This is a genomic window from Streptomyces sp. NBC_01363, assembly GCF_026340595.1.
Lineage (GTDB): Bacteria > Actinomycetota > Actinomycetes > Streptomycetales > Streptomycetaceae > Streptomyces.
This window is the reverse complement of record NZ_JAPEPF010000001.1, coordinates 5,744,109-5,763,018: the sequence shown is the minus strand read 5'-3', so window position 1 is coordinate 5,763,018 and position 18,910 is coordinate 5,744,109. Positions and strand designations below refer to the sequence as shown.

Below are 18,910 nucleotides of genomic sequence, written 5' to 3'. Positions count from 1 at the left end.
ACTAGTGTCCTGCGCCGGAAATCTCGGCCTTAAGTTTACTGATGGTTTTCAGTGTCTGGTGGGGTGATCCTGGTGAGGTAGTCGGCGAGGGAGTTGAGGATCTCGTCGGCGGTCTTGGTCCAGGTGAACGGCCTGGGATTCTCGTTCCAGGTGGCGATCCACGCCTTGATGTCGCTCTCGAGGGCTTTGACAGAGGTGTGGACGCCGCGGCGGATGAGCTTGTCGGTCAGCAGGCCGAACCATCGCTCGACCTGGTTGATCCAGGAGGATCCGGTCGGGGTGAAGTGGACGTGGAAGCGGGGATGCCGACCCAGCCATGCCTTGATCTCGGGGGTGTTGTGGGTGGCGTAGTTGTCACACACCAGGTGCACGTCGAGTTCACGCGGTACGGCCTTGTCTATCGTGACCAGGAACTTCTTGAACTCGATTGCCCGGTGGCGGCGGTGGAGTTCGCCGATGACGGTGCCGTCGGCGATGTTGAACGCGGCGAACAGGCTGGTGATGCCGTGGCGCAGGTAGTCGTGGGTGCGGCGCTCGGGCATGCCCGGCATCATCGGCAGCACTGGCTGGGACCGGTCCAGCGCCTGGATTTGGCTCTTCTCATCGACACACAACACCACCGCCTTCTCGGGCGGGTTGTGGTAGAGGCCGACGACGTCGACGACCTTATCGACGAACTGCGGGTCGGTGGACAGCTTGAACGCATCCTGCAGGTGCGGCTTGAGGTCGAACTTCTTCCAGATCCGCCCGATGGTGGACTTCGACAATCCGGTGCGCTTCGCCATCGAGGCGCGCGACCAGTGGGTGTCCTCCCCCGGAGTGGACTCCAGCGTCGCGACGACCACGTCCTCGACCCGGTCAAGCAGGATCGAGGGCGGCCGGCCCGGGCGCGGCTCGTCCGCGAGCCCGTCCAGACGACCCGCGATGAACCGCGACCGCCAGCGGTTGACCGTCGCCTGCGCGATGCCGAGTTCGGTGGCGACCTGCTTGTTCGTCCCGCCCTCCGCGCAGCGCAGCACGATCTTCGCGCGCAGCGCCAGGAACTGCGCGGTCTTCGCCCGCCGCGCCCAGCGCGTCAACTGTGCATGCTCGGCCTCGGTGAGGACCAGGTCCGGCTTGCGCCGGCCCGGCCGTGGCTCGTCGGCCAGGCCCGCCAGCCGGTGAGCCGCGAACCGGGAGCGCCACTTGCGCACCGTCGCGACGTTCACGCCCAAGTCGGCCGCCACCTGGGCACTTGACGCACCATCCGCACACGACAGGACGATCCGCGCGCGCTCGGCCGGACGAGATCCCGCCCCACCACCCGCCCAACGCGACAACTCGGCGCGCTCCTCCCCAGACAGCACGACCTCGACAGCACGCGGACCCCGATGCGACATGAAAACAGCCTACAGACTTACAGCAGCAATTTCAGGTGCAGGACACTAGTGTCCTGCACCTGAAATCTCGGCCTTAAGTTTACTGATGGTTTTCAGTGTCTGGTGGGGTGATCCTGGTGAGGTAGTCGGCGAGGGAGTTGAGGATCTCGTCGGCGGTCTTGGTCCAGGTGAACGGCCTGGGATTCTCGTTCCAGGTGGCGATCCACGCCTTGATGTCGCTCTCGAGGGCTTTGACAGAGGTGTGGACGCCGCGGCGGATGAGCTTGTCGGTCAGCAGGCCGAACCATCGCTCGACCTGGTTGATCCAGGAGGATCCGGTCGGGGTGAAGTGGACGTGGAAGCGGGGATGCCGACCCAGCCATGCCTTGATCTCGGGGGTGTTGTGGGTGGCGTAGTTGTCACACACCAGGTGCACGTCGAGTTCACGCGGTACGGCCTTGTCTATCGTGACCAGGAACTTCTTGAACTCGATTGCCCGGTGGCGGCGGTGGAGTTCGCCGATGACGGTGCCGTCGGCGATGTTGAACGCGGCGAACAGGCTGGTGATGCCGTGGCGCAGGTAGTCGTGGGTGCGGCGCTCGGGCATGCCCGGCATCATCGGCAGCACTGGCTGGGACCGGTCCAGCGCCTGGATTTGGCTCTTCTCATCGACACACAACACCACCGCCTTCTCGGGCGGGTTGTGGTAGAGGCCGACGACGTCGACGACCTTATCGACGAACTGCGGGTCGGTGGACAGCTTGAACGCATCCTGCAGGTGCGGCTTGAGGTCGAACTTCTTCCAGATCCGCCCGATGGTGGACTTCGACAATCCGGTGCGCTTCGCCATCGAGGCGCGCGACCAGTGGGTGTCCTCCCCCGGAGTGGACTCCAGCGTCGCGACGACCACGTCCTCGACCCGGTCAAGCAGGATCGAGGGCGGCCGGCCCGGGCGCGGCTCGTCCGCGAGCCCGTCCAGACGACCCGCGATGAACCGCGACCGCCAGCGGTTGACCGTCGCCTGCGCGATGCCGAGTTCGGTGGCGACCTGCTTGTTCGTCCCGCCCTCCGCGCAGCGCAGCACGATCTTCGCGCGCAGCGCCAGGAACTGCGCGGTCTTCGCCCGCCGCGCCCAGCGCGTCAACTGTGCATGCTCGGCCTCGGTGAGGACCAGGTCCGGCTTGCGCCGGCCCGGCCGTGGCTCGTCGGCCAGGCCCGCCAGCCGGTGAGCCGCGAACCGGGAGCGCCACTTGCGCACCGTCGCGACGTTCACGCCCAAGTCGGCCGCCACCTGGGCACTTGACGCACCATCCGCACACGACAGGACGATCCGCGCGCGCTCGGCCGGACGAGATCCCGCCCCACCACCCGCCCAACGCGACAACTCGGCGCGCTCCTCCCCAGACAGCACGACCTCGACAGCACGCGGACCCCGATGCGACATGAAAACAGCCTACAGACTTACAGCAGCAATTTCAGGTGCAGGACACTAGTAGTACTTGGTCAGGTCGGTATTGGGGCGGGTATGTCGCGGTGGCAGGTGGGGCAGGCGCCGGTCCAGACCGCGAGCAGGGTCTGCAGTTCGCGGACGACTTGGTAGAGGCTCAGGCCGGCGCCGCGTGAGAGATCCACCAGACCACGCCGACCGCACAGTGCAAGCACCTGCACAAACAGCGAGGCCAAGGCGTCACGATGGCGGCGGATGAACCGAGCGACGGTGGAGTGGTCCACTTTGCGGTTCGCGGTGATGACCCGGCAGCCCACATCATCCCAGCAGGCTTGCTCGATGCGCCGGGAGGACCGCACCCCCTTGCTGCAGCAGTACAGAATCAGCGCGATCAAGGTCGCAGGAGGGTAAGCCGCCCCGCCTAGCCCGTCGACGCGGTAACTGGCGTCGAACGCTGACAGATCGAGCTCTCCGACGACATCGAGCACCTTCCAGCGCACGTGCTCGGACGGCAGCCACTGCTTTATGTTTCGCGGCATCTCAAGATCACGTTCTCGGTCGCACACCAGGAAGTTCTGTCCCACAGACCAAGATTCCGATGCTGGCGCAGCGGCTGGCCTCGAACATCGAATCACTCTTGATCACCGACGGGAGGAAGTTGTGCGACAGCCTCCCGCCTGCCCAGCCGGAGCACCGAAATCCTCCCGCCCCGGCCCAGGACGGCCGCCCGGTCGCAAGAACACCCGGCCAACCCCACGCCACGACGTGCACACGGTCGGCAAAACGAACCCCGCAAAGCGACGAACGAAGCCAACGACCCCACGCCCACGCCGCACAGGTTAAAGATCAAGTTAGGGTGTCCTTGCTGTTGATCTGTCGGTCACTCCGGCGGCGGGCTTGATGCGGGCCGCGGCCGCGCGGGCAGTGACCGAGTAGGAGCCTGTTGCCCCCAGGCACTCGTCATATTCCTGTCCTTCCGTCCGGCCGACGGTCTCGTGCTGACCGCCGCTCCCAGGAGCGGAAGCGACAGCCATGACCAGCATTCTGCAGGCCGAACCAATCGGGAAGTCGTCGTCGGAGTCGACACCCACAAGTACATCCACACCGCCGTCGCCGTCGATGTCGTCGGTGGTGTCCAGGGCACCGTCAGTATCCCTGCTGACCGCGGTGGCTACGAACAACTCGACGCATAGGAACGGCAGTTCGGCCATTTCCTCGCGTTCGATATTGAGGGCACCGGCTCCTACAGCGCCGGGCTCGCATCCCATCTGCACAGGCACGGTCACCAGCCGGTCGTGGTCAACCGGCCAGACCGGGCGCGTGCGCCGCCAGCGAGGCAAGTCCGACCCCATCGACGCGGAGAATGGCGCCCGCGCTGTGCCGGCCGGGACCGCCACCGCGATCCCGAAGAGCGCTGAGGGCAGCGTGGAGATGATCCGTCACCTCAAGGTCGCCCGTGATGACGCGGTCAAGGCCCGCACCCAGGCCATGGCCCCTCTCAAAGCCCTGATCGTGACGGTTCCCGACGAACTGCGCCAGCAGCTCCAGGGCCTGTCGAAGATGGCACTCATCGAGCGATGCGCCGGCCTGCGCCCCGGACCCGTCACCAACCCGACCACGTCCGCGAAGCACTCCCTGCGCGCGATGGCCCGCCGTTGGAAGGCCGCAACGATGAGGTCAAGGAACACGACACCCTGCTGGGCAAGCTCACCAAAGCCCACGCGCCCGATCTGATCGACGCCTTCAGTATCGGCGCCGGCACTGCTGCGGAGATACTGGTCACCGTCGGCGACAATCCAGAGTGGAAACAGATCGTTACTGACTTCGGCGTATCAGTGTGATGCGCCAGAAAAGGCGGTCTTAAGTCTGCTGCTGGTTTTGGTGCTGGATGGGCTGGTTTTGGTGAGGTGGTCGGCGAGGGATTTGAGGATCTCGTCGGCGGTCTTGGTCCAGGTGAACGGCTTCGGGTTCTCGTTCCAGGTGTCGATCCAGGCGGTGATGTCCTTCTCCAGGGCTGTCACGGAGGTGTGGACGCCGCGGCGGATGAGTTTGTCGGTCAGCAGGCCGAACCAGCGCTCGACCTGGTTCATCCAGGACGAGCCGATCGGGGTGAAGTGGACGTGGAAGCGGGGGTGTTTACCCAGCCACGTCTTGATCTCGGCGGTGTTGTGGGTGGCGTAATTGTCACAGACCAGGTGGACGTCGAGTCCGGTGGGCACGGCCTTGTCGATCCGGATCAGGAACTTCTTGAACTCGATGGCGCGATGGCGGCGGTGCAGTTCCGATATGACAGTGCCGTCGGCGATGTTGAAGGCGGCGAACAGGCTGGTGATCCCGTGCCGGTAGTAGTCGTGGGTGCGGCGTTCGGGCATGCCCGGCATCATCGGCAGTACCGGCTGTGAGCGGTCCAGTGCCTGGATCTGGCTCTTTTCGTCGACGCAGAGAACCACTGCCTTCTCCGGCGGATGGTGGTAGAGGCCGACGACGTCGACGACCTTCGAGTTCGAGGAGAAGTACTACGCCGACCAGGCAGCGACCGAACAAGTGAACCTGAAACCACGTCAACCCGCTCTGACCAGCTAGTCAGCCACTCCCGCGCTGCGGGGGAACCTCAGAGTCCGTGCTCGCGCGGGAGCTGTACGAAGCTCTCGGGCCGGATGACCTGCTGATGGCCGACCGGGGCTTCGCCGGCCTGGAACAGTGGCGGGCCGCCTCGGCCGGCGGCGCCGACCTGCTCTGGCGGATCAGGACGACCGCGGTCCTGCCCGTACGCCGTCAGTTCCCCGACGGATCCTATCTCTCCGACATCGTGGCGGCCAAGGATCACCGCAAACGCACCGATCCGACCGCGGTACGGGTCATCGAGTACACCCTGGACGACCCCGGGCGCCCGCAGCACCCGGCACCGTACCGGCTGATCACCACCATCCTCGCCCACGAAGCCGCCCCCGCAACGGAGCTGGCGGCCCTCTACAACGAGCGGTGGGAGATCGAAACCGCACTGGACGAGCTGAAGACCCACCAGCGCGGCCCCGCCCATGTCCTGCGCTCGCGGTCGCCCGACGGCGTCGAGCAGGAAGTCTGGGGCCACCTGCTCGTCCACCACGCGATCCGCCAACTCATGCACGTCAGCGCCGATCAGGCCGCAGTCGACACCGACCGGCTCTCTTTCACCCGCACCCTCCGCCTCGCCCGACGCCACGTCACCGCGCAGGCGGCCTTTTCCCCCTGACCGCCTGACCACAGCCCTCGCCGACAGCATCCGCGAGACAGCCGAACGCCTCCTGCCCAAGCGCCGCCAACGCTCCAACCCTCGCGTCGTCAAACGCAAGATGTCCAACTTCGCAGTCAAACGCAACGCCCACCAGCACTGGCCCCAGCCCACCCGCGACCCCACAGGCACCATCGACGTCGCACCGCACTACAAGACAGCCCCGATCAGCCCACCGGGCAAGGCACCCCGCAACCAAAACCGCTAAGAACTCGCGCGGATTGGTGATGGGGCCGGCTCTGGTGGTAGGGCGGGCACAGTTCCGGGTGGTCCCGGAGTCGCGACACTCTGTGATCACCGGGGGGTGCCTGTTCTGCCGTTGTCACTGTCCTCGCCGTTGTGGGAGCGGTTCTCGGCGTTGTTGCCCGGTTGGACAGGGACGTGCTGTCCCCGGTTCCCCAGCCATCCGCGTGGGTGGTCGTCGGCCCGGTGCGGGGCAGTGGATCGGGCGAACCGTGGGTACCGTCCGTGTTGTTGGGTTTCGCCGGACGGCTTCCGGCGGGTGGGCGGGCATGCCGTCGGGCGGGCCGGCCCGCCAGGGCTGTATGGACTGGACGGGCCGGTCGGGCTGATTGGTCAATGGGGGGACAGGGTCGCGATGTCGTGGCCGAAGGCGACGGTCAGGTGGGTGTTGTGCGGTGTCACCGCCACCGCCTTTACCGGTGCGGGGAAGGTCAGTGCCGGTCCTGTCTGCCGGTGGGTGGTCAGGTCCCATACGCGTACTGTTCCGTCGTCGCTGCCGGTGACCGCGATGGGGCGGCCGTCCATCACCCCCGTAGCCACCGTCGGCATCCAGCCGGTGTGACCGGTGAGGGGTTCGCCGACCTGCTTCCCGGTGGTGTGGTCCCACACCCGCACCGTCTCATCGTTGCTGCTGGTGACGGCAATGGGGCGGCCGTCCACCACACCCGTCGCCACCGCCAACACCTCGCCGTCGTGACCGGTCAGGGGTTCACCGACCTGCTTCCCGGTGGCCAGGTCCCACACCCACACCGACCTGTCCCGACTGCTGGTGACGGCGATGGGGCGGCCGTCCACCACCGCCGTCGCCACCGCCCGCACCCAGCCGGTGTGACCGGTCAGGGGTTTGCCGACCTTCTTCCCAGTGGTCGGGTCCCAGACCCGCACCGTCTTATCGATGCTGCTGGTGACGGCGATGGGGCGGCCGTCCACCACCGCCGTCGCCACCGCCCGCACCGAGCCGGTGTGGCCGGTCAGGGGTTCGCCGACCTGCTGTCCGGTGGCCAGGTCCCACACCCGCACAGTCTTATCGTTGCTGGCAGTGACGGTGATGGGGCGGCCGTCCACCACCGCCGTCGCCACCGCCCGCACCCAGCTGGTGTGGCCGGTCAGGGGTTCGCCGACCTGCTGTCCGGTGGCCAGGTCCCACACCCGCGCCGACTTGTCCCGGCTGGCGGTGACGGCGACGGTGCGGCCGTCCACCACCCCCGTCGCCACCGCCGACACCTCGCGGTCGTGACCGGTGAACGCACGCCGGAACGGGGCATCGACATTGCTACCGGTGGCCCAGTCCACCCTCCACCGCGCCGCCGGCTCACCCTCCACCAGCACGGCACTGATCCGCGCCGACAGGTCCCGGTCCCCGTACCGGGCCGCGTCCAACGCCAGCAACTGCCGCCGCACCCCAGGCGTCGCTCCCCGATGCACATACGCCGACGCCCGATACACCGCCGCCGCCAACCGCGCCCCCGGACCCACCCCCGAATCCAGCAACCCCCACACATGATCCGGATCACCGTTCACCAGCAACCCCGGATCCGACCACCACGCACCCGCCCCGGACAGAGCCGTTGCCGAACCACCCTCACGCGCACCGTTACTCATAACCAGCACCGTAGACGCCCCCACCGACACCCACCAGCCCCGGTAAACCCCCACGCGGAAGATCCGTAACCCGTTACGTACATCTACTGATAACCACGGCCCCGAAACCGCCACACACCCACAGCACTCACCGCCGGCAGCAGCCGGCCAGCCGCACCACGACCCGACCAGGACCCCCAGGCCCGGCCTGCCCCCGCAGGTTCCTGCCTTCCCGACCGTGCCGCATCCCACGGTGTGGAACCGTGTGGAACCGCCCGGGGCGCATGCGGACCCCGGCGCCGTCGATTCGCACGCAGGGCCACGAGCAGGACCAGGACGAACCGCCCCGGGCCAGCCCTGCGGGTGCGGGGAAGGTCAGTGCCGGTCCTGTCTGCCGGTGGGTGGTCAGGTCCCATACGCGTACTGTTCCGTCGTCGCTGCCGCTGACAGCGACGGGCGGCCGTCACGGCTGTCGCGACCGTGGTGACCGGTCGGGTGCGGCCGGACAGCAGGGGACCGATACGGCGGCCCGTGGCGGGGCCGGTCAGCCGCAGCCACCGGCCCACCGAGACCACGATCACCTGCCACCGTTGGTGTGCAGTCATGGGCGGCGGTGCGGTCGTCCGTCCCAGCGGTGGGTCATCCACGCCCGGCGGATCACGCTGCGGACGGTGATGACGGTGTCGGCGAGGTCGAAGAACGCGTCGATGACGACGGCCCGGCGCTCATAGCAGCGGGCGAGGCGCTGGAAGGCGTTCTGCCAGGCGTGGGTGCGCTCCACATGCCACCTCTGGCTGGCCTGGATGGGCGCCTTCTCGCCCTTGTGCGCGATCCGGCCGTGCAGGCCGCGTTCGGCAAGCAGGGCGCGGGTCTTGTCGGAGTCGTAGCCGGCGTCCAGGTGCACGGTGATGTCGTCGGGCAGGGGTCCGAGGTCGTCCAGCAGGTCCAGGGGCGGGGCGAGCAGCGGGGAGTCGTGGCGATTGGCTCCGGCCAGGACGCGGCCCAACGGAATGCCGTAACCATCCGTCATGCCAGAACGTTTCAGGCCCTGTTTGCCACGGTCGACCGGGGAACGCCCGGCCACCTCACCGCCACCTGGTGCTTTGGTGATGGAGCCGTCGACGGCGATCCGGTCGAGGAGGAGGCCGACAATCCGGTCGTAAGCGTCGAGCGCGATCCGCCTGAGCTCGGCGAAGAAGCCCAGCCGGATCCACTCGTCGCGACGGTTGCGGATCGTGGTGGCCGAGCAGGTCGTGTCCGCGATCGCCTGGTAGGAGCAGCCGAACCGCAAGAGCTGCAGCATTTTGTCGAAGACGATCCGGTCGCTGATGCGCGGGCGGTGACAGCCGAGTGGATGGGTCGGCACGTAGATCGATCGCTCGGGCAACAGGGCAGCGAACTGGTCCCAGAGCGGTTCGGTCAACCATGACGGCAGAACAGGCACAGATCTCCCCAGTAATCACAGAACGTCGCAACTCCATGATCGACTGGGGCCTGTGCCCGATCTGCTGCCGGGGTCGACCAACGCGCCTATCTGCGCAGCCTCTAAGCCTCGATCCGCCGAGCAATAGCTGGTCCAAGGCTTGGGCATGAATACGCGGATGCCCTCTGAGCTGGGACGATGGGACTTCCTACGGTTCCATATCCACAGAGCAAGAGAACACCCGCGAGATGCAATCTTCCCCTGCCGTTTCGGCGGTGTCCGCCGAGTTCGATGACGCCAATCTGGTCGCGTATGCCGGGCTGGTCCCGATGATGCGGCTGGCCGAGCGGTGCGGGCTTGCCCGGCTGACAGTGGGGAAGGTGAGGCTGAGCGGGGCGGGGAACGGTGCGGGTGCGGCAGCGGACGCCAAGGTCACCAGCATCGTCGCCGGGATGGCCGTGGGCGCGGACAGCATCGACGACCTGGACGTCCTGCGCCACGGCGCGATGCCGACCCTGTTCGGCGGGATCCGTGCCCCGTCCACGCTGGGCACGTTCCTGCGCGCGTTCACCCACGGTCATGCGCTCCAGCTCCACGCTGTGCACCGAAGGTTCCTTGGCGAACTGGCCGTACACACCCCGCTGCTGCCCGGTGCGGGGCAAATGGCGTTCATCGACGTCGACTCCACCCACAAACGGGTCTACGGCCGCACCAAGCAGGGCGCCGAGTACGGCCGGTTCAAGGGCATCCGCACCCTGCACCCCTTGCTCGCCACGGTCCGCACCCCGCACTCCCGGCCGGTGATCGCCACAGTGCGGTTGCGCCGCGGCAAAGCGGCCGACTCCCGTGGCGCCCCGAAGTTCGTCAGCGAGGCCCTGGCCACCGCCCGCGAGGCCAGCTGCACCGGCACCCGCATCCTGCGCGCGGACTCCCAGTTCTACAACGCCGGTGTGATTGCCGCCTGCCGCCGGACCGGCGCCCACTTTTCCATCACCACCGGCATGAACCCCTCCATCAAACGGGCCATCGCTGCCATCCCCGACAAGGCATGGCAGCAGATCACCTACCCGACCGCGGTGCCGGACCCCGAGACCGGCGAACTCGTCTCGGACGCCGAAATCGCCGAGATCCCCGCATACACGGCGTTCGCCAGCCGGAAGAAATCGGAGCGGGTCACGGCCCGGCTGATCGTGCGCCGGGTCCGTGACCTGGCCAAACCCGCGGCCGTCGGAGAGCAGGGCGAGTTGTTCCCGGTCTGGCGCCACCACCCGTTCTTCACCGACAACCCCGCCGAAACCCTCCAAGCCGAGCGGGAACACCGTCACCACGCCGTCGTCGAGCAGGTCATCGCGGACAGCAAAGCCTCCGCCCTGGCCCACCTGCCGTCGGGGAAGTTCAACGCCAACGCCGCCTGGCTCACCCTGTGGGCGATGGCCTACAACCTGCTGCGGGCAATCGGCGCACTGACCTCCGCCTTCCACGCCAAGGCCACCACCGCCACCCTCCGCGCCCACCTGATCCAGGTCCCGGCCCGGATCGCCCGCTCCGCACGGCGTATCACACTGCACCTACCGCACAACTGGCCCTGGCGAGACGCGTGGACGCAGTTGTTCGACACCGTCCACCGCCCACCCGAACCGGCCTGACCGCCTCTGCCCGACCCGCCCCGCCAGGGCCCAACCGGAACCGAACCCGTGGAAAAGCTGGGCAGACCAGCGGATACCACTTGTCCACACCCGGCCGACAGTTCAGAACCCGCCCCGCAAACCCTCGAAGACCACTTCAAAACCGCATCGGTGGATCGAGGCTAAGGCCAATACCGTTCAGTTAAGCGCTTCTGGGTTATCGTGGGGGGATGCCGCGTTCTGGTTGGGTGAAGCCGTCGTCTGATGTCCGGTTGTCGGATTTGGTGTCTGTGGGATTGCTGACGCGAGTGTTTCCCGCAGACGTGGTTGACGCGGTGATCGAGGAGGCGGGGCGCACTGAGCGGCGTCACCGGTCGTTGCCCGCGCGGGTGATGGCGTACTTCTCGATCGGGATGGCGCTGTATTCGGATGGCTCCTACGAGGATGTGTTCGCGCAGCTCACGGACGGGCTGTCGTGGGCGTCGGGGTGGTCGGAGACGTTCACGCCGCCCTCGAAGTCGGCGATCTTCCAGGCCAGGTCTCGTCTGGGGTTCGAGCCGGTGCGGGATCTCTTCGCTCGGGTTGCGCGTCCGCTGGCGGGGCCTGGCACGCCGGGGTCGTGGCTGGCCGGGCGTCGTCTGGTGGCGATCGACGGGACGTGCCTGGATGTGGCGGACACGGCAGCCAACGCAGACTTCTTCGGGCGGCCCGCTTCCAGCCGGGGGGAGCGGGCCGCGTTTCCGCAGGCCCGCCTGGTGGCATTGGCGGAATGCGGCACCCATGCGGTCTTCGACGCTGTCACCGGTCCGTGCAGCGTGTCGGAGATCGAGTTGTCCCGGCAGCTCGTCGGGCGGCTGGAGCCGGGCCAGTTGGTCCTGGCCGACCGGGGCTTCTACGGGTTCCGCCTCTGGCAGCAGGCCGCCTCCACGGGCGCGGATCTGCTCTGGCGAGTGAAAACGAACCTGCGGCCCCGGTATCTGGAAACCCTGGCCGACGGGTCCTGGCTGGCCCGGATCGTCCCGACGTCGGGCATGAACCGGGCCACGACGGAGCCGCTCACGGTCAGAGTGATCGACTACACGGTCGATGACGGCCAGGGCAACGCCGAGGAGTACCGGCTGTTGACCACGATCCTCGACCCTGCCGAGGCCGGCGCCGAGGACCTCGCAGCCGCCTACGCCCAACGGTGGGAGATCGAGACCGCCTTCGACGAGCTGAAAACCCACCAGCGCGGGCCCCGCGCGGTACTGCGCTCGAAAGCCCCCGAGCTTGTCCAGCAAGAAATCTGGGGACACCTGTGCTGCCACTTCGCCATCCGCACCCTGATGGCTGACACTGCCGCACACGCCGGCCACGACCCCGACAGAGTCTCCTTCGTCAAAGCCCTCCGCATCGCTCGCCGTTCAGTCGCGCAGAGCGCATTTTCCCCCTCCGGGCACTGACACGGCCGACACGATCTGGCATCACGCCATCCGATGGCTCACCCAACACCTCAACCCAACACGCCGAAAGCGCTCACACCCCCGAGTCGTCAAACGCAAGGTCCTGAAATGGGCCGCGAAACGCTCCCACCACGCACACTGGCCCCAGCCCAAACACAGCCCCCACATCACCATCCAAACCACTAACTGAACGGTATTGAGGCTAAGGCGCCCGCGGGTCGAACCGGGACCGGTCTGGCGTGAGGTGCGCCCTCGCCAAGCACGGCGCCTACCACCAGGTCGTTGCCGGGCTGCCGACGAACAGCGCGGTGACGGTGAAGGACGGCAAGCTGCAGTTGGACCGCCTCGGCCCCGCCCCCGAGCCGAACCTGATGCCGGCCTTCCGGCAGCTGGCCAACAGCATGCTGCCGAAGGTCGACTTCCCCGAGCTGCTGCTGGAAGTCGCCGAGCTGACCGGCATGACAACCGCGTTCACCCACATCTCCGGTGCCGACCCGCACATGGACGACTTCGAGGTCAGCGTCTGCGCGCTGCTGCTCGCGGAGGCCTGCAACGTCGGCCTGACTCCGGTCGCCAAGCCGAACGTGCCGGCACTCACCCGCGCCCGCCTGGTCCAGGTCGACCAGGGATACCTGCGGGCCGAGACCATCAGCGCCGCCAACGGGATGCTCATCGGCGCGCAGGCCAAGGTCGACATCGTCCGGGCCTGGGGAGGCGGCCTGGTCGCCTCCGCGGACGGGGTGCGGTTCACCGTGCCGGTCCAGACGATCCACGCAGGCTACAGCCCTCGGTACTTCGGGCTGCGCAAGAAGGGCGCCACCTGGCTGAACGTGGTCAACGACCAGGTCATGGGCCTGGGCGGAGTGGTGGTGCCCGGCACGCTGCGCGACTCGCTGTTCATCCTGGACGCGCTGCTGGGTCGCGACGGCGGGCCGAAGCCGGAGACCGTGGTCACCGATACCGCGAGCTACAGCGACATTGTGTTCGGCTTGTTCGCGAGCGGCGTGCCGCCGTGGCCAACGGCGATCTCACGAACTGCTTGCGCAAACTCGCGCCGTATCCAGTCAGTCACTCAGTCTTAACGAGCGGACCTGAATCGTTGGAACGGGTACGAGGCGCTCTGGCCGCACGTAGTTGGCGGTCGGGGCCCCGTCAGACCGTCCTGCCCGGGAGCCCACAGTCCAGGTTCAAGGCAGGTCGACTTCGTGAATCACGCTCCGCTCGGGCCCGGGTGCGCCGTACGGTCGTTCCACGGATGGCGACCGGGCGGTGACGCCGAGTCAGGTGTGGGAGGGGATCCCGAGGATGGTCAATGCCCGTACGTACCCGCTGTGGCGGGATCTCGCGATGAGCGAGGACCTTCCCAAGGAAGCCCTCAGGACGGTCATCGAAGCTTTGTGCGCCCCGGCGACTACTCCGGTCGGCTTCGACTCCCGGGCCGACCAGTGGCGGGAAGACGCTCTCAAGGCCGCGCTGCCCGCTCTGCTTGTACGCACGTCCGCCAAGCGGCTGCGGGGCCGGCTCCTGGTGCATGGCGACGAGAAGATGCTGGCCACCCTGGCGGCCGAGGGCACGGTGACCCCTGCCGATGTGCCCGCCATCCTGCGAACCCGCCGGGTCTGGGCCGGGCTGATCGCCGGTCTGGCACGGCACCCCGGCCAGGTCGATGCAGCGATCCATCTCCTGCCCCGGCTTCCCCACCACGAGGTGGAGCACGTCGTCCGGGACTGGGACCTCGACCGCTACACCCGCGCTGAAGGGGACGCACCGGCCCCGCCGCTGCCGCAGGAACTGTTCGACGCCGTCCTCGAAGCCTGCCTCACGCCGCTCGCCGCGTACCTGCTCCACCCGGAACCCGAAGAGGGCTGGGAGGCCGTGTCCGCGTTCGCGGAGGACTGGTCGCTGGAGCTGGGAGGCCACAACGGCTGGGCGATGCTGGCCCGGTGTCCCGAGCGGTGGGCGGAGCTCGCCGCACACCCAGTGTTCGGGGCGGCTGTCCAGCACCTGCTCCTGGACCAGGCCGAGATCAAGGCTCTCGAAGACGCCCGGTTGCACGCCGCCACCAACATTGACTCGGACAGCGAGGAACTTCCCGCCGAAGACCCGGCTCCCGCCCTCAGCGAGGACCTGCTGCTCGCCTGCCTGCCGGCGCTGTGCCTCCCGGAGCTGGCCGAGCTGCCCAACCCGCAGGTGACCGCCCGCAGGACCCTGCACCACATCGCCCGCCGCGTCCGCAACAACCCGCGCCTGACCGGCCTCGCCGCCGACCGGCTGCAGGCGGCCGCCGATGTCCTGGTAGTCCGCGGCCAGCTGCTCAGCCTGTCCGAGAAGCAGGCTGGCGACTACGGATTCGACGGGAGCGTCCGGCGCCTCGCCGAGGACCTGGCCCTCCTCAGCACCAACCCGGACCACCTCGCAGGAGCCTGCGCTCAGCTCGCCCTGCTGGATCAGCCGGCTGTCGTCTCCTCCGCGCCGAGCCGGACCCTGATCCGCGTCGTCGACAGCCTCGATGCCGACTACGAGCGCCCGGCCCGGCTCCTGGAACGCCACTCGGAGCACCGCCGGGGCCAGGCCCTGGCCACCCTCGCCACCAACCCGCACACCCCGCACGCCGCCGTCGGCGACGTCCTTGACGTGCTGCACCCTGCCGAGCTGGCCTGGATCGCCGAGAACGTCGAAGGCCCCGACTGGTTCCTGAACACAGCGGCGTCCCTCCCGACCCCCGAGGACGAAGACGACGGTGTGCTGCGGCTGCTGAGCGACGACGAACTCGCCCAGCACCCGACCCCGCGGCCGTCCTGCAGTCCTGGCTCGACTCCCCCACCACCGGTAACATCCTCTCCCGCTCCGAGGTCTACCGGGCCGTCATCAAATCCCGCCACCACACCCTGGAGCACCTGCGCCAGATCCCCGCCGACGAGATCCTCTCCCGCCACGAACCCGACACCACCCTGAAGATCCTGCTGGACCACTGCGGGCGCAGCACCGACCGGTGGGAGGCCCTCGCCGCCGCCATGACCTTCGACTACGACGAAGAGAAGATCACCTTCGGCCAGCTCCTCGACTCCCTGGACCACAAGCCCGCTGCAGCGCAGACATCCTGACCCAGCTGTGCTGTGTCGGGAGATTGGTGCCACGTCAGCGGTCGCGGCCGGTCCCGTCGAGTCACCGCGCAGGTGGCATCAAAGCCGGTGGTCGGCCGCCGAACGCTTCGATCCGGCCACTCCCAGCGAAGTCACGGTACGGGGCAGCCGACGGCCGGTACTGTCAACCGGCTTCGCGGCTGGAAGGCACACGGGAGTTGTTCCGTGGTTACCAAGAAGGGGGACGAGTGGTTGAGCTTCACGATGAGATAGCCCAGGAGGTCACGGGGTTGCAGGCCGAGATCACTGCGGCTCTCCAGGTCCTCGACAGCCTTGACGAGGACGATCCTCAGTACGCGGCCGCCTTCGCGCGCTTGGTGCAGGCAGGCAACGCGCTGCTCAAGTACGAGGCGCAGGTGCCGGCCAGGTTGGAGCAGCCCCACCTGGAGGTGAGCGCCAGGTCGTTCACGGTGGCGTTGTGGGCCCACGCGGCGTGTGCGGTGCTGCTGGGCGTGGCCGCGGGGCTCGACTGGATCAGCGGGTGGTGGGCGCCCCTCGCGCTGGTGCAGCTGATCGGGACGTCCGTGTTCTACACAGCCGGCGAGAAGCCCCTGCCGGGCAAGCACCGGCAGCTGCGGCACGCCGCCGCCGTGCTGGGTGTCGCCAGCGTGGCAGTGCCGCTGCTCGCCTTCGGGGTGCTGCCGTGGTGGGTGTGGCTGCTGCCGCTGCTGTGCTGGGCCTCCAGCTACGGCCTGGCCAGCGAAGCGAGCGGGGCCGACGCGAGGAAGGCGAAGGCGTGAGCGGATACGACTCCCTGGAGCTGGGCGAGGAGCAGGGCCGCCGCATCGACGCGCTCAAGCGCCGCCAGGACTCCTTCAAACGCAGCACCGACCATGCCCTGTCCAACCTCCAGTCGAAACTGTCCGACATCGAGGGGACGGTGGAGCAGCTGGAAGATCGCGAGCGCAGCACCCGGCGGCGCTTCGACACCCTTGAGACAGACCTGCAGGAAGCCAAGGAGACCGCCGAAGCGCGCTCCGACGAGCTGGAGGAGACCCTCTCCGCAGCGGATGCGGGGCTGGGGCTGACCACGCGGGTGAGCGCGCTGGAGCGGCACCTGCGGCAGGCTGAGGGCGCCGTCGTCATCGACCTGGACTTTGACCGCGGAGGAAAGCTGAGAGGCCTCGGACTCGCCGTCGAGGAGGGGCTCGCTGCCGAGGAAGCCCTCCTCTCCGCGCATCAGCGCAACGTCCTCCAGCTACGGATCACCAACTACCAGCAGGCGCGGCAGGCACTGGCCGGGCACCGCTCCACCGCCCGCGATGCCGCAGCCGTACTGGCCTCCACGACGGCCGGCGACCCGCGCCGCAAGAAGGCCGAGCAGGCGTTCACCAAGGCGGCTGCCGAGGCGCAGAAAGGCCAGGAACGGATCGGGCAACTGGCACAGAGCGCCCAAGGTGCCCAGACCGAGCAGTCCGCGGACAACGCCCGGCGCGCGAAGTCGGCCGCCGTCGTCGAGGCCGGCCAACGTGCCTGCACCCAGCTGCGGGTACGCCTGCGCAGCCGGCTGTCCGACGCGCTCATCGGCACTGACCTGCTGCCCGTGTGGTTCACGACAGCACTCGGTCCCATGGCTCCCCCACGCCACGCGGAGGAATGGCTGGAGACTGCCCTGGATGTCCTGGCCTACCGGGTGACCTACCAGGTCACCGATCCCGTCCTCGCACTCGGCAGCGCACCCAACGCGAGCCAAGCCCCTCGCCGAGCCGCACGATTCAACGAACTGAAGCAGGACCTGCGCGACTGGGGATAGCCGCACGCTCCGGGACTCATGGCCGGAGTCATCGAAGGTGTTCAGGCTCTTACCACTGGCGGCGCAGCTGGGCGCACTCCGCGGTGATCTGGGCGAGGAGGCCGGTGTCGCTGGCGGGCGCGGGGCGCTGCAAGCGGTGCAGCAGGTCCCGGTGCAGGCGCAGCGCGTCATCGCTGCCGGTGGCGGCCAGGACGGCTGACCACAGGGGACTGCCCGGGAGGGTCTTGTTCTCCGCTGTCTCCAGCAGTGTCAGTTTGTCCTGGTGGGTGAGGCGGCTCAGCTCACGCTGCCCGGTCTTGTCTCCCATCTCGCGCCAGGTGGTGACCCGCTCCTCACGGGCCGCCTTCTTCAGCGCCCCCATGACGAACGGCGCCAGGTAGCCGAGTCTCTCGGCGCGTTTTTGCTGTGCCTGGCGCTCCGCTGCCTCCTCCTGCTCACGCCGCACGGCCAACGCCCGCTCCGACCGCTCCCGCCGGGCGGCCTCGTTGCGCTCACTCTGCTGCTCCGTCTGCTCGCGCCATTCCTTTTCCCGCTGAGCCTGGCGCGCCGCGCGCCGCTCCTCCTGCTCATGCCATTCCTTTTCTCGCTGAGCCTCCCGGGCCGCGCGCCGCTGCTCCAGTTCACGCTGGCGCGTGGCCTGCTCCTGGTTGTACCGGACCCGTGCGACACGCACCGCCTCCCGCTCCTCGGCCGTCACGTCGAGATCCCTCATCAGCTGGGTGGCCTCGGTGAGGAGGAGAAATGTTGGCTGTTCCTGCAGCTGGGCCAGGACTGTCTGGCGTTGCCGGGCTCGTTCATCGAGTTGCTTCTGACCGCGGCCGAGAGCCAGGCGCAGCCGGGCGGTGTTCTCCGGGACCTTCTCTGCCTCCAGGAGCTGCTGGATGGTTCTCACCGCGCTGTATAAACGGTCCGGCCGATCACGCATGGCGCGGTCGAGATGCATCAGCGCGCGTTTGACCGGGTCGTCCTGACGCACGGCGCTCGCCGCCCGCGGCCGGGAAGGCGCGACACTGACGATCGAGCGCCCCCCGGGCGCTCTGTGCCCAGCCGCATGACACGGCCGCCGCCGGGCCGGTCCTCGAAGCGGATGCGCTGCACGTAGCCGCGCTGCTCCAGGATGTCTGGAGCGATCCGTACGCCGGGCCCGAGGATGACTTCCCAGGAGCTGTCGTCCCGGCTGACGGGCCGGTTGCGGTCGAGGTGGACCAGGAGGATCCGCCCATCTTCCAGATGTATCAGCACGGCGGAGCCCAGCGGTTCGGGGTAGCTGAACTCGGAGGTCAGGCCCTGCGTGTGCAGCCATGCCGCCAGATGAGCCTTGGCGAACAAGTGGTTGGCACTGTCCTTGCCCTTCGCTTTCCTTCCGCAGGGCTCGCCCGAGCCGCTGGAAGCGTAATGCGCGAAATGACAGATCTTGTCAGTGCACAGCCGCGTGGTCAGCCGCCGCCCGCAGCCGCCCTCGAACTTGGTGCCGCACCAGATGGTGTCGTTCTCGTGCGCTCGCCGAAAAACCTCCAGCTCCTCCACGGTCTCCGGGCACACAGCAGGCTCGTCCGAGTCCGAACTCCCAAAAACTGCAGTCTGGATGAGCCGCCGGTCCATGGTGCTCCTTCGCTCCAGAGGG

General features: G+C 68.1%; 15 protein-coding genes and 4 pseudogenes. 10 read left to right on the top strand and 9 right to left on the bottom strand.

Features of this window, described 5'->3' with window-relative positions; translation table 11 throughout:
- Positions 1–35: 35 nt before the first annotated feature.
- The 3 genes from OG611_RS26200 to OG611_RS26190 all read right to left on the bottom strand — a co-directional run bounded on the left by OG611_RS26200 (position 36) and on the right by OG611_RS26190 (position 3,389).
- Positions 36–1,379, bottom strand: coding sequence for an IS630 family transposase (locus OG611_RS26200; protein ID WP_266424281.1), 1,344 nt, complete (start codon positions 1,377–1,379; stop codon positions 36–38).
- 79 nt (positions 1,380–1,458) lie between these two features.
- Entirely contained in the window at positions 1,459–2,802 is a 1,344-nt protein-coding gene (locus OG611_RS26195; protein WP_266424281.1) for an IS630 family transposase, read from the bottom strand.
- A gap of 59 nt (positions 2,803–2,861) precedes the next feature.
- Complete coding sequence (locus OG611_RS26190; protein ID WP_266424638.1) at positions 2,862–3,389, bottom strand: transposase; 528 nt, start codon at positions 3,387–3,389, stop codon at positions 2,862–2,864.
- Between the two features lie 94 nt (positions 3,390–3,483).
- Here OG611_RS26190 and OG611_RS40725 point away from each other — a divergent pair.
- Positions 3,484–3,648: pseudogene (locus OG611_RS40725) on the top strand (transposase); the annotation flags it as partial.
- Between the two features lie 8 nt (positions 3,649–3,656).
- On the opposite strand, the gene OG611_RS26185 reads toward OG611_RS40725, so the two are convergent.
- On the bottom strand, positions 3,657–4,091 hold the full coding sequence (locus OG611_RS26185) for a hypothetical protein (RefSeq protein ID WP_266424635.1): 435 nt from the start codon (positions 4,089–4,091) through the stop codon (positions 3,657–3,659).
- Positions 4,092–4,460: 369 nt separating this feature from the next.
- Between OG611_RS26185 and OG611_RS26180 the strand changes: the two genes are divergently transcribed.
- A complete protein-coding gene (locus OG611_RS26180; RefSeq protein ID WP_266424632.1) occupies positions 4,461–4,646 on the top strand; it encodes a hypothetical protein in 186 nt (61 codons plus the stop codon).
- Here OG611_RS26180 and OG611_RS26175 read toward each other — a convergent pair.
- Positions 4,638–5,303, bottom strand: a pseudogene (locus OG611_RS26175) (IS630 family transposase); the annotation flags it as partial. The gene OG611_RS26180 and the pseudogene OG611_RS26175 sit on opposite strands and share 9 nt — an antisense overlap.
- Before the next feature lie 116 nt (positions 5,304–5,419).
- Here OG611_RS26175 and OG611_RS26170 point away from each other — a divergent pair.
- Positions 5,420–6,037: pseudogene (locus tag OG611_RS26170) on the top strand (IS4 family transposase); the annotation flags it as partial.
- A gap of 100 nt (positions 6,038–6,137) precedes the next feature.
- Positions 6,138–6,284 (top strand): hypothetical protein, encoded by a 147-nt coding sequence (locus OG611_RS26165; RefSeq protein WP_266424629.1) that lies wholly within the window; start codon positions 6,138–6,140, stop codon positions 6,282–6,284.
- A gap of 368 nt (positions 6,285–6,652) precedes the next feature.
- Here OG611_RS26165 and OG611_RS26160 read toward each other — a convergent pair whose 3' ends face one another.
- Both OG611_RS26160 and OG611_RS26155 read right to left on the bottom strand, forming a co-directional pair.
- Positions 6,653–7,720, bottom strand: a complete 1,068-nt coding sequence (locus OG611_RS26160; protein WP_266424626.1) for a WD40 repeat domain-containing protein — start codon at positions 7,718–7,720, stop codon at positions 6,653–6,655.
- Between the two features lie 781 nt (positions 7,721–8,501).
- On the bottom strand, positions 8,502–9,344 hold the full coding sequence (locus tag OG611_RS26155) for an IS5 family transposase (protein ID WP_266424623.1): 843 nt from the start codon (positions 9,342–9,344) through the stop codon (positions 8,502–8,504).
- 227 nt (positions 9,345–9,571) lie between these two features.
- On the opposite strand from OG611_RS26155, the gene OG611_RS26150 reads away from it, so the two are divergent.
- From OG611_RS26150 to OG611_RS26125, 6 genes and pseudogenes are all read left to right on the top strand, one after another.
- Entirely contained in the window at positions 9,572–10,969 is a 1,398-nt protein-coding gene (locus OG611_RS26150; RefSeq protein ID WP_266424621.1) for an IS1380 family transposase, read from the top strand.
- Between the two features lie 209 nt (positions 10,970–11,178).
- The gene (locus OG611_RS26145; RefSeq protein ID WP_266422782.1) at positions 11,179–12,390 is read left to right on the top strand and encodes an IS4 family transposase; all 1,212 of its coding nucleotides are present in this window, start codon (positions 11,179–11,181) and stop codon (positions 12,388–12,390) included.
- 398 nt (positions 12,391–12,788) lie between these two features.
- A pseudogene (locus OG611_RS26140) lies at positions 12,789–13,385 on the top strand (Tn3 family transposase); the annotation flags it as partial.
- A 310-nt stretch (positions 13,386–13,695) separates the two neighbouring features.
- Positions 13,696–15,345, top strand: coding sequence for a hypothetical protein (locus tag OG611_RS26135; protein WP_266424619.1), 1,650 nt, complete (start codon positions 13,696–13,698; stop codon positions 15,343–15,345).
- A gap of 376 nt (positions 15,346–15,721) precedes the next feature.
- Positions 15,722–16,273, top strand: coding sequence for a histidine kinase (locus OG611_RS26130; RefSeq protein ID WP_266424617.1), 552 nt, complete (start codon positions 15,722–15,724; stop codon positions 16,271–16,273).
- The gene (locus tag OG611_RS26125) at positions 16,270–17,286 is read left to right on the top strand and encodes a CopG family transcriptional regulator (RefSeq protein WP_266424614.1); all 1,017 of its coding nucleotides are present in this window, start codon (positions 16,270–16,272) and stop codon (positions 17,284–17,286) included. The genes OG611_RS26130 and OG611_RS26125 overlap by 4 nt, the downstream gene beginning before the upstream one ends.
- A gap of 49 nt (positions 17,287–17,335) precedes the next feature.
- On the opposite strand, the gene OG611_RS26120 is transcribed toward OG611_RS26125, so the two are convergent.
- Positions 17,336–18,262, bottom strand: coding sequence for a hypothetical protein (locus OG611_RS26120; RefSeq protein ID WP_266424611.1), 927 nt, complete (start codon positions 18,260–18,262; stop codon positions 17,336–17,338).
- A complete protein-coding gene (locus OG611_RS26115) occupies positions 18,229–18,888 on the bottom strand; it encodes a competence protein CoiA family protein (RefSeq protein WP_266424609.1) in 660 nt (219 codons plus the stop codon). Before OG611_RS26115 ends, OG611_RS26120 begins: the two co-directional genes overlap by 34 nt.
- Positions 18,889–18,910: the final 22 nt, after the last annotated feature.

Excerpts from the sequence above, each read along its gene's own strand:
- OG611_RS26200 (WP_266424281.1), bottom strand. The coding sequence starts at position 1,379 with ATGTCGCATCGGGGTCCGCGTGCTGTCGAGGTCGTGCTGTCTGGGGAG.
- OG611_RS26195 (WP_266424281.1), bottom strand. The coding sequence starts at position 2,802 with ATGTCGCATCGGGGTCCGCGTGCTGTCGAGGTCGTGCTGTCTGGGGAG.
- OG611_RS26145 (WP_266422782.1), top strand. The coding sequence starts at position 11,179 with ATGCCGCGTTCTGGTTGGGTGAAGCCGTCGTCTGATGTCCGGTTGTCG.
- OG611_RS26150 (WP_266424621.1), top strand. The coding sequence starts at position 9,572 with ATGCAATCTTCCCCTGCCGTTTCGGCGGTGTCCGCCGAGTTCGATGAC.
- OG611_RS26115 (WP_266424609.1), bottom strand. The coding sequence starts at position 18,888 with ATGGACCGGCGGCTCATCCAGACTGCAGTTTTTGGGAGTTCGGACTCG.
- OG611_RS26135 (WP_266424619.1), top strand. The coding sequence starts at position 13,696 with ATGGTCAATGCCCGTACGTACCCGCTGTGGCGGGATCTCGCGATGAGC.
- OG611_RS26165 (WP_266424629.1), top strand. The coding sequence starts at position 6,138 with ATGTCCAACTTCGCAGTCAAACGCAACGCCCACCAGCACTGGCCCCAG.